The sequence below is a fragment of the Fusibacter ferrireducens genome, assembly GCF_015352425.1.
GTDB lineage: Bacteria > Bacillota > Clostridia > Peptostreptococcales > Acidaminobacteraceae > Fusibacter_A > Fusibacter_A ferrireducens.
Window position 1 is genome coordinate 101,544 of sequence record NZ_JADKNH010000011.1, and the last position, 14,967, is coordinate 116,510.

Below are 14,967 nucleotides of genomic sequence, written 5' to 3' on the forward strand. Positions count from 1 at the left end.
ATCTATGGAAAGGCTTCTGTGAGTGGGGGTAAGTCGTTTCTTACGAGTTAAACGAAGAGATGAAAAGGTGGTTGCATGAAAATCAAGAAAATACTGAATAATAATGCGGTGATTGCAGTGGGCAATGATTCGGAAGAGATTGTTATAACAGGCTTGGGGTTGGCTTTTAAAAAGAGAGTTGGAGATATTCTTGATCAAGAAAAAATTGAACGCATTTTTAGAATGGAAAACAAAGAAATTTCTAGAAAGTTAAAAGACCTTATCAGTGAGATTCCAGTGGAATATGTTGAGCTTTCAGAAGAAATAGTTGTAGCAACTCAAAATATATTAGATAAGAAACTCAATGAAAATATCTATTTAACGCTTACAGATCACATTCATTTCGCAATGGAGAGGATGCAAAAGGGGTTCAAGATTAGTAATCCAATGGTTTGGGAAATCAGTCGATTTTATAAAGAAGAATACAAAGTTGGCTTGAAGGCGCTCGATATCATAAAATCTAGATTAGGTGTTGAATTTCCTATAGATGAAGCGGCTTCAATCGCTATGCATATCGTCAATGCGGAATTGGAACAAGATATGCCTAATGCAGTGGCATTAATTAAAATATTACAAGATGAACTCAATATCATTAAATATCATTACGGTATTGAACTGGATGAAGATTCTTTATACTATCAACGTCTCGTGACACATCTTAAATTTTTTGCTCAGAGAATACTTAATAGTGTAAAGAGTTCTGTTGACGAAGATCAACTCTTTGACATGATTTCCAAACAGTATCCCAACGCTTATGAATGTGCGCTTAAAATAAAAAAATACGCACTTGAAAAGCATAATTTTGAAGTGAGCAAAGCAGAATTAACTTACTTAATGGTCCATATTGAAAAGGTCATACAAAGTAGTCAAAAATAGATTGACAATAAAGTTAAAGACAAAGATTTAAAGTATGTAATTTGAAGAAAACTAGGGTGATATAATTGATGAGTCCCAAATATAAGATGGTATGTTTAGATTTAGATGGTACATTATTAAATTCAAAAAATAAAATTAGTGAACAAACGCTGAGCACATTGAGAGAAGTGGAAAAAAGAGGAATAAAAATTGTCGTTGTCACTGGACGAGCAGGTTTTGACGCAAAGCGGCATGCAGAAATGATCAGCAAAGATGCCTATTTTATTGGGTCCAACGGTGCCGTAAGTGGTAGTGTATCTGATGATAAATTAATTCACGAAAATCCCTTTTCTGGAACGGTATTAACTGAAATCCTAACATGGGCTAATGAAATGAATATAAATCCTGTTTTATATTCAAATAAAAAAATTTTTGTAACGGGTTTTAGAGAATACTTGATGCACTTATATTATGCAAAAAAAATGAAATTGGATACAAACAGATATTTAAGTTTTAAATCCAAAAAAAAATGGAAAATGTCGATGTGGAATCAATCGGATATGAAAATCCATAAAATAGTTTTTTTTGCGATTAGATCTAAAAAAATGAATTATTTTGAATCCATTTTGAGAAAACATAAAAAAATAGAGATGGCGTTAACTGGAAAAGGCTGTTTTGAGTTGACAGATAAAGGGATCAACAAAAGTTATGGCATAAAAATACTTTCAGAGTATTTTGGGATAGATAAAACAGAGATTATTGCCTTTGGAGATAGCGAAAACGATCTTGAAATGATAAAATATGTTGGGTGTGGTGTTGCCATGCAAAATGCGACATCACAAGTCAAGGCTATTTCAGATCGAATTACAGCATCTAATGACGATGAAGGCGTTAGTATTATGCTCAAAGAGATGCTTGAAAAAAATGAGTTTGCATGATATTGACGTATTGAGAGCAATAGACTACTGTAGACCTACTATGAATGACATATTATGACAGATGTACTGAAATAGATGTACAGAGATAGGAGAAAGAGATGAAAACAGAAATGAAACAATTTCCGGAAGGTTTTTTGTGGGGCGGTGCAACTGCTGCAAATCAATGTGAAGGTGCATATCTTGCAGATGGCAAAGGCTTGTCAACTGTGGATGTGATTCCAGCGGGAAAAGACCGATTTCCAGTGATGCTTGGTGAGTTGAAAATGTTGTCTTGTGATGAAGCACATCAATATCCGAGTCATGAGGCAATTGACTTTTATCATCATTATAAAGAAGATATAGCACTCTTTGCGGAAATGGGGTTCAAAACATTTAGAATGTCTATCTCTTGGACGAGAATTTTCCCCAATGGAGATGATCCAACGCCTAATGAAGCGGGATTAAAATTTTATGATGATGTTTTTGATGAGTGCTTAAAGTATGGTATAGAGCCTCTTGTAACGATAACACATTTCGATGTGCCAATCCATCTGGTTGAAACACTTGGGTCTTGGAGAAGTCGTGAAATGATTGTTCACTATGAAAGACTTTGTGAAGTTCTCTTCGAACGTTACAAAAACAAAGTAACTTATTGGCTGACGTTTAATGAGATCAATATGTTGTTGCATTTGCCGTTTATGGGAGCAGGTTTACTCTTTGAAGAGGGCGATGACGTTTTAAGCATCAAGTATCAAGCTGCTCATCATCAATTAATGGCCAGTGCACTTGCTACTAAGATTGCAAAGCGTATCAACCCAAATTTCAAGATCGGATGTATGTTGGCAGCTGGTGTTACTTATGCGAACACTTGTGCACCTGAGGATGCTTTTAAAGCGATGACAAAAGAACGTGAAAGCTACTTTTTCATAGATGTTCAATCCAGAGGAGAGTACCCAAATTACGCACTTAAAATGATGGAAAACGAAGGGATCCATGTTCAAATGGAACCAGAGGACGCTCAAATTCTAAAAGAAAATACAGTGGATTTTATTTCGTTTAGCTACTATGCATCAAGATTGACCAGTGCAGATCCTAAAGTGAATGCGACTACGGAAGGCAATGTTTTTGCAAGTCTTAAAAATCCGTATTTAAAAGCAAGTGAATGGGGTTGGCAAATTGATCCACTTGGTTTGAGAACGACATTAAATATGCTCTATGATCGATATCAAAAACCTCTTTTTATTGTTGAAAATGGTTTAGGTGCTGTGGACATGCCTGATGAAAATGGCTATGTAGAAGATGACTATCGCATTGACTATCTCAGAGCACATGTACAGGCCATGAGGGATGCAATTGCTTTAGATGGAGTTGACCTTATGGGGTATACACCATGGGGATGTATCGACCTTGTCAGTGCTTCAACAGGAGAGATGAAAAAGAGATACGGTTTCATCTATGTAGACAAAGATAATGAAGGCAATGGCACACTTAAAAGAAGCAAGAAGAAAAGCTTTGAATGGTATAAAAATGTTATTAATTCTAATGGTACTACCCTGTAAGAATTTAAAATGAATATTTGAAATTAAACTGCAATTACGGAGGATACTATGAAAAAAATTACAGCAACATGTCTTTATAAAGAAGGCATCCACGCAAGACCAGCATCTGAACTCGTGAGAATATGTCAACCGGTTAAATCAGATATCATCATTAGAAAAGACGGTGCCGAAGGTAATCCAAAGAGTATTTTAAGCTTAATGTCTTTAGGCATCAGTTACAATGACAGTCTTACTATAGAAATATCAGGTGCTGATGAAGCAGAAGCGGCTTCAAGTATAGAAGCATTCTTCAAACAATCTTAATTTCTCAATGTGAATCAGAAAAAAGCTCAAATTAAATTTTGAGCTTTTTTTTTAAACAACAAGATTTGAGCCAAAAGCTGTGCCGAGGAATGTTCACCCTCAAACAGCGTCAGCAAAAATCGCTTTGAGTCATCGGAGATGACACAAATGTTGTTGTATGCAAGATTTGAGCCAAAAGCTGTGCCGAGGAATGTTCACCCTCAAACAGCGTCAGCAAAAATCGCTTTGAGTCATCGGAGATGACACAAATGTTGTTATATGCAAGATTTGAGCCAAAAGCTGTGCCGAGGAATGTTCACCCTCAAACAGCGTCAGCGAAAATCGTTTTGAGTCATCGGAGATGACACAAATGTTGTTATATGCAAGATTTGAGCCAAAAGAATGGGTTTTATAATTTGTAGCATACAGCTATAATAGAAGAGAACGCTTTTATGGGAGGGATTATGAAACTTATTCTATTGTCACTGATTGTCTTTATGGCTTCATTGATTCAAGGCGCCACAAGCTTTGGCTTTTCTTTGGTGGCACTACCATTAATGGGATTTTTATTGAATTTAAAGGAAACTGTGCCGTTACTGGTGATATTGAGTTTGTTACTCAATATTTTAATAGCAATCCAACTTAAAAAGAAACCTAACTTTAAAGAGATATTTTTAATGTTTTTATTTGGGATGCTTGCCATTCCCCTTGGGGTAAAGCTTTTGATAATCATGGATGAAATAGTGCTTAAGCGAGCTGTCGGCATTTTTATCATCGCAGTTGCGATATTAATGATAAGGGGATTCAGAGCAAATATTAAAAATAAAAATCTTGCATTGATTCTTACAGGGACTTTAAGTGGTCTTTTAAATGGCTCTGTTTCACTGAGTGGTCCGCCCATTGTCTTTTTACTTTCAAATATTCAAAAGGATAGGGACAGTTTCAGAATTAGCTTAACTTCTCTTTTTATTTTATATAATATTTTTACGGTGATGCTTTATTTAAACAAGGGACTTTTATCTGTAGACATTATGAACTCATATTTACCCATACTGCCATTTTTATTTTTAGGAACGTTTATTGGCGTGAAAATTGGGAATAAAATTGATGAGGAGAAATTTAGGCAAATTGTATTGTATTTACTGGTTATAATGGGTATAATTAATTTGTTTTAATAATCGTGGGCATATAGTACTAGAATAATAGAATTGACTGTTTGTTAGACGGTTAAGAGAGGGGCATAATTATGGGGAAAAGAATTTTAATCGTAGACGATGCTATGTTTATGAGAAAATTGATGAGTGATATTTTGAAAAAAGCAGGTTATGAAATCGTGGCTGAAGCTGGTAATGGTGAAGAAGCATTTGCTAAATACAAGGAATTTGAACCTGATCTCGTCACAATGGATATCACAATGCCTGATGTCAACGGCATCGAGGGTGTAAAGATGATTACGTCGAGTTTTCCTGATGCAAAGGTCTTAATGTGTAGTGCTATGGGCCAAGAAGGTATGGTGATTGATTCCGTTAAAGCTGGAGCAAAAGGTTTTATTGTAAAGCCGTTTGTTGCAGAAAAAGTTATTGCGGAGGTTCAAAAATTAATTGGTTGATGAAGATTAATTGACTGATCATGTTATGTTGGACTAAAAGAGCCAATAAATATCTGGAAGAAGGCTGACCCTTAAATGATGTTCATTTAAGGTAATAATAACTTAAGCTGATGATTACAACAGTGATTGTTGATCTAATAGATTGACAATTACTTTTTTTTATTTATGATTGATAAAAAAATAACGAACATTTACATTGCGATTTCATTTTGTTGCAATTTTTATAATATAGGTACAGTTTTTTAGAAAATAATAAGATATACTAATAGAAAAAACAACAACTATTAAGATTTCCAATAGTATGTAGTGTTCTAAGTAGGCAACTGTGCTGTTTTCAATTGCGCATTTGCTGGGACAACGATTGCTAAAAAATTAACTTTCAAGTTTTCCGATATAAGTAATTTCAATAGTTGGGCCATTGACCTTCATAATGATTTATAGTAAAATTATTATTGGTTATGAAAGAAATTGTATACTGTATAATTTCTTTATTGATAAATTTTAACATTTATTAGTAGTACGTAACAAAAATCTTTGTTAAGGGGTGAGATTATATGGGTCTTCTATCCTTCAAAGGTGGCATACACCCACCGCATTCTAAAAAGTTAACGGAACACTTGCCAATCGTTGATTATTTAGAACCTAAGATAGTAGAAATTCCATTAAGACAACACATTGGAGCACCATGTGAACCTGTAGTTGAAAAAGGGGCACAGGTAAAAGTTGGTCAATTAATTGGAAAAGCAGGATCATTTGTATCGGCTAATATTCATAGCTCGGTATCGGGAACAGTACTTGATGTCAAAAAACGGTTTACAGCATATGGTTTTGATGTTTGTATCATCATTGAAAATGATATGAAAAACGAATATCATGAATCTGTAAAACCAAAGGCAGATTACAAAACTTTATCAAGCAAAGAGATCATCGACATCATTAAAGATGCTGGTCTTGTTGGTATGGGCGGTGCAGGCTTCCCAACACATGTTAAACTTTCACCACCACCAGAAAAGACAATTGACACAGTTGTTCTCAATGGTGCAGAATGTGAACCGTATTTAACCTGTGATCACAGATTGATGCTTGAAGAACCTAAGATGATTGTTTTAGGACTTCAGATATTGATGAAAGCATTAAATGTATCTAATGGTTTCATTGGGATTGAGAGTAATAAACCCGATGCAATTGAGTCGATGACAGCAGCAGCGCAGGGCACTAATGTTAAAGTTGTGGGATTAAAAACCAAGTATCCTCAAGGTGCTGAAAAGCAACTTATATTTGCATGTACAGGTAAAGAAGTACCATCTGGCGGATTGCCTATGGACGCAGGCGTTGTGGTAAACAATGTGGCAACTGCCGCTACAATCGCAAATGTCTTTACCACTGGAATGCCATTAATTGAAAGAATTTGTACGGTTACAGGCGGTGCGATTAAAACGCCTAAAAATATTCGATTTAAAATGGGAACATCATTAAGGGAATTAATTCAATTCTGTGATGGTTTTAATGGGACCCCTGAGAAAATTTTACTCGGTGGGCCTATGATGGGTGTTGCTCAAATGTCAGATGATTTACCTGCAATGAAAAACACATCCGGTATTTTGTGTTTCACACCTGAAGAAGCGAAAATACCAGAACCAACTGCATGTATTAAATGTGGTAAATGTGTCAGTGTTTGTCCTGCATTTTTAGAACCCATTCAAATTAGTGCTTATGCACTTTTACACAATTATGATAAGGCAGCTTCTTTTAAAGCGCTTGATTGTATAGAATGTGGATCGTGTTCATTTGTTTGCCCATCTAAGAGGCCGCTTTTGGCGTCCATTAGGGTGGCGAAGCGAGAAATTATCGCAAGAAAGAAAAAATAGGGGAGGATTAGATATGGAAGCCAGATTAAAAGTCTCTTCATCACCTCATATTCGTTCAAATGATACGACTCAAAAAATAATGAGGGATGTGGCAATTGCACTTTTGCCTGCAGCGGCATATGGTGTATATAATTTTGGTGTAAATGCCTTGATTGTATTGATTGTTTCTGTGGCGTCAGCAATGCTTACAGAATATGCTGTGCAAAAGATTAGAAAAGTACCAGTGACAGTGACAGATTTTAGTGCTGTTGTTACTGGATTGTTATTGGGTATGAATTTACCTTCAACTGTACCGTTTTGGATTCCAGTTGTCGGTAGTGTGTTTGCAATCGGCATTGTTAAACAAGCTTTTGGTGGATTAGGACATAACTGGATGAATCCCGCACTTGCTGCTAGAGCAATGCTCGTTGCATCTTGGCCAGTTCAAATGACCACTTGGGCAGCGGTTAAGGCAGATGCTGTGACTACTGCGACACCACTTGGTATCATCAAAGAGGGATTAGATGTTCAATTGCCTAGCATGACAGAGGCACTTATGGGCAATATCGGAGGCTGTATTGGTGAAACTTCAGCACTTTTATTGCTTCTTGGTGGTGCATATCTCGTCTATAGACAAGTGATCAGTATCAGAATTCCACTGATTTATATAGGAACTGTGGCAGTATTGACTTTCTTATTGGGTGGTTTTGACCTTCAATATACACTCTTCAGTGTACTTGCAGGCGGTTTGATCTTAGGTGCTGTATTTATGGCAACAGATTATGCTTCTTCGCCAATAACGGCTAAAGGTCAGGTTATTTATGCTGTTGGATGTGGTCTGCTGACAACAATTATTCGTCTATATGGCGGGTATCCAGAAGGGGTGTCTTATTCGATTTTACTCATGAACGTGGCGGCACCGTTAATTGATAAGTATACTCAACCTCGAGTCTTTGGAGGTGCAAAATAATGAAAGATATATTTAAAACGGGTATTATCCTATTTATTATATGCGCTGTGGCAGCTTTTGCACTTGCCATGACAAACGAAGGCACAAAAGATCAAATTGCACTGCAACGTCAGCTTGCAAATGATGCCGCTAAAGCAGCGGTATTGCCATCGGCTAGTTCATTTGAGGACTTAGATGAAGCTCAAAATGCAGAGGTTAGTGAAAAATTTGCACCTGTGGCAGAAGGTTATATAGGTTATGATGCAGATCATAATATTGTGGGATATGTTTTTAAATCACTGCCCACAGGTTTCGGCGGCGCTGTTGAAGTTGTAACGGGTATTGATGTTGAAGGCACCGTAACAGGTATGAGAATGGGAAATCATCAAGAGACACCAGGTCTTGGTGCTCGTGCTAAAGAACCCTTGTTTTACGAGCAATATAATGGTATGTCTGCATCAGATCATATAGGTGTTGCTAAGTCAAATCCTACTGAAACAGATATTCAAGCGATTACAGGCGCTACAATCTCTTCAGCAGCAATCACTAGTGGCGTTAATGCTTCCATTGACGCATACCACTTTATTATGGGAAACTAGGGGGGGATTTAGATGAATATTAAGAATTTAACAAATGGTTTGTTTAAAGAAAACCCAATATTTGTTCAATTGCTAGGCATGTGTCCTACACTTGCAGTGACAACGTCAGCAATGAATGGTGTCGGTATGGGACTTGCAACAACTTCAGTTCTCGTCTGCTCTAATATGGCGATTTCACTATTGCGTAAAGTTATACCAGCAAAAGTAAGAATACCGGCATTTATCGTTGTTATTGCAACGTTTGTTTCAATTGTTGGTATGGTTATGGAAGGTTTCGTGCCTGCACTTTTTAATGCACTTGGACTTTTTATTCCATTGATCGTTGTTAACTGTATTATTTTAGCAAGAGCTGAATCTTTTGCTTCTAAAAATAGTATTATGGATTCTATGCTTGATGGACTTGGCATGGGTCTTGGTTTTACAATTGCGTTGACAATATTAGGCAGTGTCAGAGAGTTATTTGGAAATGGTAGTATCTTCGGAGTATCTATTTTTGGGGCGGCTTATAAACCAGCTTTGATTATGATTTTGCCTCCTGGTGCTTTCTTAGCACTTGGAATTTTACTTGCAATTTATAATCAAGCGCAAATGAAGAAGGCGAGATAAGGAGGGGTTGTCATGCAAAATGAAAGTTTATTTGTCATAATGGTCAGTGCGATCCTAGTGAACAACTTTGTCCTTTCAAGATTTTTAGGAATCTGTCCGTTTTTAGGGGTTTCTAAGCAAGTTGAAACGGCTTTTGGAATGGGTATGGCGGTAACTTTCGTTATGACCTTAGCTGGGATATTGACTTATTTTGTTCAATATTTTATTTTAGTGCCATTACATTACGAGTTTCTACAAACAGTGGCATTTATTTTGGTAATTGCATCACTTGTACAATTTGTTGAGATCGTTTTACAAAAGATGAGTCCAACACTTTATCAAGCTCTTGGTGTATTTTTACCACTGATTACGACTAACTGTGCGGTTCTAGGACTTGCACTGTTGAACATTCAATATAAATTTGGTTTGTTACAAACTGTTGTGCATTCGTTTTTTGCCGCTATCGGTTTTTCTTTGGCAATCGTTTTGTTTGCAGGTATCAGAGAAAAAATCGAAATCTCAGACGTACCGTTGCCATTTAAAGGATTCCCAGTTGCATTGATCACAGCAAGTTTAATGTCAATTGCCTTTTTAGGGTTTACGGGCTTGGTTTAAGAAAGGGTGAATGACGATGGATATAATGAGTGTATTAACTGCTGCAGGTATATTGGGCGTTATGGGACTTTTGTTTGGAGCTGGTCTTGCACTTGCTTCACAAAAATTTGCTGTTGAGATTGATCCAAGAGTGGTTGCAGTGAGAGAAGTGGTTCCAGGTGCAAACTGTGGTGCCTGTGGATATCCTGGTTGCGATGGCTTTTCAAATGCTGTTGTAAAAGGGCTTGCACCTGTAAATGGTTGTCCCGTAGGTGGTGCAGAATGTGCGAAGAACATTGCAAGTATTATGGGACTTGATGCAGGCGATTCTGTAAAACAAGTGGCAAAGGTACTTTGTAAAGGTGATGAAGATAAGTGTAGCAATAGATTCGATTATGAAGGTTTCGATAGTTGCGTTGCTGCAAACATGTTAAATGGTGGACCAAAGAGCTGTTTATATGGTTGTATGGGATTGGGTACCTGTGTACAGGTTTGTCCGTTTGATGCGATTCACATTAACAGCAAAGGCATCGCTGAAGTAGATCCTGAAAAATGTACATCTTGTAATAAATGTATTGAGGCTTGTCCTAAAGATGTGATCACACTTGTACCATATGGACAACTTACGGTTGTGGATTGTAATAATAAAGATAAGGGACCTATGGTTAAGAAGAATTGTAGTGTTGCTTGTATTGCTTGTGGCATTTGCGAAAAGAACTGTCCATTTGATGCGATCCATGTGGTTAATAATTTAGCAGTTATTGATTACGAAAAATGTACGAACTGTATGGTCTGTGTTGAGAAATGTCCTACAAAAGCCATTGAAGGGGACATCTCCAAACGCAAAAAAGCCTATATCATCGATGATAAATGTATTGGGTGTACAATTTGTGCGAAAAATTGTCCTGTGGATGCGATTACAGGTGAGCTTAAAAATGTACATGAAATTGACCAATCTAAATGTATTGGTTGTGGCGTCTGTGAAGCTAAATGTCCGAAGGATGCCATTGAGATGAAATAAGTATGTGAATTAATTTTTTTTAAATTATAGATAAGCTGGCTCTCAGAGGAGTCAGCTTATTTTGTAAATTTTAGAGTTAGCAAGATTATGATCTATTTGAAGAGGTTGATATTATGGAGAGCAGAAATAGAGAAAAAGAAATCAAGTTGTATGTGATTATTATTGCAATTACAGCTTTTGGACTAGGTCTTAGCAATGCGGTTATGTCCAATTATTTTAAAGATGCGTATCAAGTGGATGCTTTTAAACGTGGTTTGATTGAGTTTCCTAGAGAAATTCCAGGTATCATTAGCGTGTTCGTCATTGCAATGCTTTCTTTCATAAGTGACATCAAAATTGCAATGATTGCACAACTTTTAAGTTTTGTTGGCATTATGGTATTGGGATTTATCACACCGAGTTTTAATATAATGTTGTTATTTATATTTATAAATTCTTTAGGTATGCATTTGTTTTTTCCACTCCAAGATAGTATAGGAATGGATTTGGCAGGTCAAGAAGGCCTTGGCAAGAAGATGGGACGTTTTAAAGGCGTATTTACTGCTTTTCAAATGCTCTCAGCTGTTTTAGTCTTTGTGGGGTTTAAGACCGGTTTCTTTACTTTTACATCTGAAAGAAAATGGATCTTTATATTAGCAGGTTTTTTATTTTTATGTGTCTTCATTTTATTATTTTTTTTAGAGCGTTCAGTAAATGTGACAGGTCATACCCCTCAAAAATTAAATTTTACTTTACGTAAGGAATATAAATACTACTATTACCTCGTTATTCTTTTTGGTGTGCAAAAGCAAATTATGATGGTTTATGGTCCTTGGGTACTCATAGATTTACTTGGGAAAAAAGCGGATACATTAGCACTCATTGGCATTGTAGGCGCATTTATTGGCATTTTCTTCATGACCTATCTGGGGAAGTGGATCGATCAATTTGGGATCAAAAAAATGCTTTATGTAGATGCGCTCTCCTTCATAGGCGTATATGCAATTTATGGTTTTTTAAGTGCAGGATATGTAAACGGCAGTATTAAAACTTCTGGTATTGGCGTTTTGCTTGCTTATGGTATACTAATTATAGATCGAATGTCTACACAGATGGGACTCATTAGAACACTTTATCTAAAATCAATTTCAAAGGATAAGAACGATATCACTCATACTTTAACATTGGGTCAGAGTTTAGATCACTTTGTCTCTATAATCTGCGCGATTTTAGGAGGCGTTATTTGGGTGAATTTTGGACCGCAATATATTTTCTTTTTAGCTGCATTTATTTCACTGGGAAATTTATATATTGCAGTAAAAGTAAAAATACCTACAACAGTAGATTAAAACTCAAATGTGTTGATTGAAACTCAAATGAACATACTTTAAACGGTTAACTGATATTATCTTAAAACGTTGAATATTTAATAAAATTCATTTTTATATAAGGGTATATATCTTGTATTTATTTTCACATAATGCTAAACTAAATAGAAATGTGTTGGTATTAAATGTAAAAATATGGTATTATAGAGGTGACTATGAGAGTTAAAAGTAATGATGGCCTAATTCTACTTCTGCTCATATTGACAGGAGCAATAATTGGAAGTATTATCGGAGCCGCATTAGGCGATGTATTCCCCATTTTAAATTTCGGGAAGTCCATTGGTGTAGATCCCTTTTTACTGGATTTAAGTGTGGTCAAGCTTACATTTGGATTTGAATTAATTCTAAATGTTTCTGGTATTATTGGTATTGTCTTGGCCTTTGTACTTTATAGAAAATTATGAGGATTATTTTGGCGTCTTCATCTCCTAGGCGATCTGAATTATTAGAGATGTTAAAAATCTCATTTGAAAAAAGGCCTAGTAGTATTGATGAAAAAAACACATTTTATGAAAAACCAGAACAAATTGTCATGGGATTGTCTTTTGAAAAAGCATTTCAAATTGCACATCTAGAACCGGATGCAATTGTCATCGGCAGTGATACAATTGTCTATCTTGACGAGGTTTTGGGAAAACCTGAAAATAAATCTGATGCCTATCACATGTTAAGGAAACTCAGTGGTAGAACACATGACGTTTACACTGGAATTGCAGTGATCTGCGAATCTCGAAAAATAAAGCGCGTGGACTACGTGAAAACGGAAGTTGTCTTTAATGAATTGAGTGATGCTGAGATTCAGGCCTATATTGATACAGGAGAACCTCTTGATAAAGCAGGCGCATACGGGATTCAAGGTCAAGGCGCTCTGCTGGTGAAACAGATACGAGGTGATTATTTCAGTGTAATGGGTTTACCACTCTCAAAGTTAAATAAGATCATGATCGATGAATTTCGAATTAATCTATTGACGAGAGAGGGACTATAACATATGATTAAGAAATTGCCTTTGGAAGAAAGGCCCAGAGAAAAGATGATGATGTACGGTGAACAAGCGCTGTCGAATGCAGAGCTTCTGGCCATTATACTCAGAACAGGTACAGCAAAAAAATCTGCGATTGATGTGGCGCATGATCTCATCGAAAAGTGTCCCGCTGATTTTTCGGATTTAAATCAGTTTTCTCTGGAAGAACTCTGTGAAATTGAAGGCATTGGTCCAAGTAAGGCCTGCCAGATTTTATCCAGTTTAGAGTTGGGGCGTCGTATCCAAAGGTCAAGTTTTAAGTCGAAGACGAAAGTGACTTCGCCAGATGCCATTTTTACTTTTTTTAAAAGTGAAATTGGACACGAGAAAGTAGAAAAATTTATAGTTGTTCTTTTAAATACTAAAAACGAAATGATCAAGTGGGAAATTATTTCTGTTGGAAGTTTAAATGCTTCAATCGTACATCCAAGAGAAGTTTTCAATAAAGCGATAAAGAAAAATGCTGCTGCAATCATTGCCGTTCACAATCATCCGTCTGGACATGTAACACCGAGTCGAGAAGATTTGAATATTACAATGAGACTTAAAGAGGCGGGCAGAATAGTAGGAATAAATTTAATTGATCATATTATCATTGGACATGAAAAATATTACAGTTTTAAGGAAAATGATCAATTGTAATTGTGCTGAAATTATAAAATGTGAAAGGAAATTTAAAGATGAGATTTGGATTATTTTATAAACAGTTAGGGATCGATTTAGGGACAGCAAATACGTTGGTGTGTGTAAAGGGCAAAGGGATAGTCGTTAGAGAATCTTCCGTGGTTGCCATTAACGATAAAGGACATGTTTTGGCAGTAGGTAAGGAAGCAAAAGATATGATTGGGAAAACTCCAGGACAGATCAGAGCGATCAGACCTCTTAAAGATGGGGTTATTGCGGATTTTGATATTACGCAGAAAATGATCAGATACTTTATCAACAAAGCTGTTCCAAATATGAATTTTCTCACAGGCGCAAAAGTGGTTGTTGGCATTCCTTCACAAGTGACTGAAGTTGAGAAAAGAGCTGTGTATGAAGCGTCGTTATCTGCAGGCGCAAAAGATGCTTTTTTAATTGAAGAACCTATGGCTGCTGCGATTGGTGCGGATCTTCCAATTACTGAACCTACTGGAAGCATGATTGTGGATATTGGTGGTGGAACGACTGAAATTGCGGTGATCTCATTAGGAGGGATCGTTACGAGTCGATCGATTCGAATTGCAGGGGATGAATTGGATGATTCCATTATCAATTATGTGCGCAAAAAATACAGTTTAATGATTGGTGAGCGAACAGCTGAAAATATAAAAATGAGCATAGCTTGTGCACTTTTGCCTTCTATTGAACGTACAATAGAGGTAACTGGAAGGAATTTGGTGACTGGACTTCCGAATACGCTGGTCTTACATTCAAGTGAAATTTATGAGGCTATTAAGGAGCCTATTCAAGCAATCGTAGAAGGGGTTAAATCTACACTTGAAAAAACACCTCCTGAGCTTGCTTCGGACATCTATCAATCTGGTATTGTACTTGCTGGAGGCGGTGCGCTTCTAACGGATTTAGATAAACTCATTAAAAAAGAAACAGGCATGCCAGTGAGAATTGCCGAAAATCCATTGGATTGTGTTGCAGTGGGCACAAGTAAAGCGGTTGAGAGCTTTAATGACTTAAAAGAAGTTTTTATTTCTTCTAGATCTCTTTAATTCGTGATGGTGAT

Annotated in this window: 17 protein-coding genes; all 17 read left to right on the forward strand. The window is 36.5% G+C overall.

What is annotated here, in order from left to right:
• Positions 1–75 precede the first annotated feature (75 nt).
• The 17 genes from licT (at position 76) to ISU02_RS17345 (ending at position 14,953) form a co-directional block, all read left to right on the forward strand.
• Positions 76–915, forward strand: coding sequence for a BglG family transcription antiterminator LicT (licT, locus tag ISU02_RS17265; RefSeq protein WP_194703091.1), 840 nt, complete (start codon positions 76–78; stop codon positions 913–915).
• 68 nt (positions 916–983) lie between these two features.
• Complete coding sequence (locus ISU02_RS17270; protein WP_194703092.1) at positions 984–1,832, forward strand: Cof-type HAD-IIB family hydrolase; 849 nt, start codon at positions 984–986, stop codon at positions 1,830–1,832.
• Positions 1,833–1,930: 98 nt separating this feature from the next.
• On the forward strand, positions 1,931–3,370 hold the full coding sequence (locus ISU02_RS17275) for a 6-phospho-beta-glucosidase (RefSeq protein ID WP_407646451.1): 1,440 nt from the start codon (positions 1,931–1,933) through the stop codon (positions 3,368–3,370).
• A 48-nt stretch (positions 3,371–3,418) separates the two neighbouring features.
• Positions 3,419–3,673: an HPr family phosphocarrier protein gene (locus ISU02_RS17280; protein ID WP_194703093.1), complete on the forward strand. Its 255-nt coding sequence runs from the start codon at positions 3,419–3,421 to the stop codon at positions 3,671–3,673.
• Between the two features lie 443 nt (positions 3,674–4,116).
• Positions 4,117–4,827: a sulfite exporter TauE/SafE family protein gene (locus ISU02_RS17285; RefSeq protein WP_194703094.1), complete on the forward strand. Its 711-nt coding sequence runs from the start codon at positions 4,117–4,119 to the stop codon at positions 4,825–4,827.
• Positions 4,828–4,898: 71 nt separating this feature from the next.
• Positions 4,899–5,261, forward strand: coding sequence for a response regulator (locus ISU02_RS17290; RefSeq protein WP_194703095.1), 363 nt, complete (start codon positions 4,899–4,901; stop codon positions 5,259–5,261).
• Positions 5,262–5,815: 554 nt separating this feature from the next.
• On the forward strand, positions 5,816–7,129 hold the full coding sequence (rsxC, locus tag ISU02_RS17295) for an electron transport complex subunit RsxC (protein WP_194703096.1): 1,314 nt from the start codon (positions 5,816–5,818) through the stop codon (positions 7,127–7,129).
• Between the two features lie 13 nt (positions 7,130–7,142).
• Positions 7,143–8,078, forward strand: coding sequence for an RnfABCDGE type electron transport complex subunit D (locus ISU02_RS17300; RefSeq protein WP_194703097.1), 936 nt, complete (start codon positions 7,143–7,145; stop codon positions 8,076–8,078).
• The gene (locus ISU02_RS17305) at positions 8,078–8,656 is read left to right on the forward strand and encodes an RnfABCDGE type electron transport complex subunit G (RefSeq protein WP_194703098.1); all 579 of its coding nucleotides are present in this window, start codon (positions 8,078–8,080) and stop codon (positions 8,654–8,656) included. Before ISU02_RS17300 ends, ISU02_RS17305 begins: the two co-directional genes overlap by 1 nt.
• A 12-nt stretch (positions 8,657–8,668) precedes the next feature.
• A complete protein-coding gene (gene rsxE / locus ISU02_RS17310) occupies positions 8,669–9,262 on the forward strand; it encodes an electron transport complex subunit RsxE (RefSeq protein ID WP_194703099.1) in 594 nt (197 codons plus the stop codon).
• Positions 9,263–9,274: 12 nt separating this feature from the next.
• On the forward strand, positions 9,275–9,856 hold the full coding sequence (gene rsxA / locus ISU02_RS17315) for an electron transport complex subunit RsxA (protein WP_194703100.1): 582 nt from the start codon (positions 9,275–9,277) through the stop codon (positions 9,854–9,856).
• A 16-nt stretch (positions 9,857–9,872) separates the two neighbouring features.
• Positions 9,873–10,856 (forward strand): RnfABCDGE type electron transport complex subunit B, encoded by a 984-nt coding sequence (locus ISU02_RS17320; RefSeq protein ID WP_323985055.1) that lies wholly within the window; start codon positions 9,873–9,875, stop codon positions 10,854–10,856.
• A gap of 113 nt (positions 10,857–10,969) precedes the next feature.
• On the forward strand, positions 10,970–12,184 hold the full coding sequence (locus ISU02_RS17325; RefSeq protein WP_194703101.1) for an MFS transporter: 1,215 nt from the start codon (positions 10,970–10,972) through the stop codon (positions 12,182–12,184).
• 194 nt (positions 12,185–12,378) lie between these two features.
• Positions 12,379–12,627, forward strand: coding sequence for a DUF4321 domain-containing protein (locus tag ISU02_RS17330; RefSeq protein WP_194703102.1), 249 nt, complete (start codon positions 12,379–12,381; stop codon positions 12,625–12,627).
• An 8-nt stretch (positions 12,628–12,635) separates the two neighbouring features.
• Positions 12,636–13,211: a Maf family protein gene (locus ISU02_RS17335; protein WP_323985056.1), complete on the forward strand. Its 576-nt coding sequence runs from the start codon at positions 12,636–12,638 to the stop codon at positions 13,209–13,211.
• Positions 13,212–13,214: 3 nt separating this feature from the next.
• On the forward strand, positions 13,215–13,889 hold the full coding sequence (gene radC, locus ISU02_RS17340) for a RadC family protein (protein ID WP_194703104.1): 675 nt from the start codon (positions 13,215–13,217) through the stop codon (positions 13,887–13,889).
• A gap of 38 nt (positions 13,890–13,927) precedes the next feature.
• A complete protein-coding gene (locus ISU02_RS17345) occupies positions 13,928–14,953 on the forward strand; it encodes a rod shape-determining protein (RefSeq protein ID WP_194703105.1) in 1,026 nt (341 codons plus the stop codon).
• Positions 14,954–14,967: the final 14 nt, after the last annotated feature.

Excerpts from the sequence above, each read along its gene's own strand:
- ISU02_RS17325 (WP_194703101.1), top strand. The coding sequence starts at position 10,970 with ATGGAGAGCAGAAATAGAGAAAAAGAAATCAAGTTGTATGTGATTATT.
- ISU02_RS17320 (WP_323985055.1), top strand. The coding sequence starts at position 9,873 with ATGGATATAATGAGTGTATTAACTGCTGCAGGTATATTGGGCGTTATG.
- ISU02_RS17305 (WP_194703098.1), top strand. The coding sequence starts at position 8,078 with ATGAAAGATATATTTAAAACGGGTATTATCCTATTTATTATATGCGCT.
- rsxC (WP_194703096.1), top strand. The coding sequence starts at position 5,816 with ATGGGTCTTCTATCCTTCAAAGGTGGCATACACCCACCGCATTCTAAA.
- ISU02_RS17280 (WP_194703093.1), top strand. The coding sequence starts at position 3,419 with ATGAAAAAAATTACAGCAACATGTCTTTATAAAGAAGGCATCCACGCA.
- radC (WP_194703104.1), top strand. The coding sequence starts at position 13,215 with ATGATTAAGAAATTGCCTTTGGAAGAAAGGCCCAGAGAAAAGATGATG.
- ISU02_RS17285 (WP_194703094.1), top strand. The coding sequence starts at position 4,117 with ATGAAACTTATTCTATTGTCACTGATTGTCTTTATGGCTTCATTGATT.
- rsxA (WP_194703100.1), top strand. The coding sequence starts at position 9,275 with ATGCAAAATGAAAGTTTATTTGTCATAATGGTCAGTGCGATCCTAGTG.
- ISU02_RS17330 (WP_194703102.1), top strand. The coding sequence starts at position 12,379 with ATGAGAGTTAAAAGTAATGATGGCCTAATTCTACTTCTGCTCATATTG.
- licT (WP_194703091.1), top strand. The coding sequence starts at position 76 with ATGAAAATCAAGAAAATACTGAATAATAATGCGGTGATTGCAGTGGGC.
- ISU02_RS17275 (WP_407646451.1), top strand. The coding sequence starts at position 1,931 with ATGAAAACAGAAATGAAACAATTTCCGGAAGGTTTTTTGTGGGGCGGT.
- rsxE (WP_194703099.1), top strand. The coding sequence starts at position 8,669 with ATGAATATTAAGAATTTAACAAATGGTTTGTTTAAAGAAAACCCAATA.
- ISU02_RS17300 (WP_194703097.1), top strand. The coding sequence starts at position 7,143 with ATGGAAGCCAGATTAAAAGTCTCTTCATCACCTCATATTCGTTCAAAT.
- ISU02_RS17290 (WP_194703095.1), top strand. The coding sequence starts at position 4,899 with ATGGGGAAAAGAATTTTAATCGTAGACGATGCTATGTTTATGAGAAAA.
- ISU02_RS17345 (WP_194703105.1), top strand. The coding sequence starts at position 13,928 with ATGAGATTTGGATTATTTTATAAACAGTTAGGGATCGATTTAGGGACA.
- ISU02_RS17270 (WP_194703092.1), top strand. The coding sequence starts at position 984 with ATGAGTCCCAAATATAAGATGGTATGTTTAGATTTAGATGGTACATTA.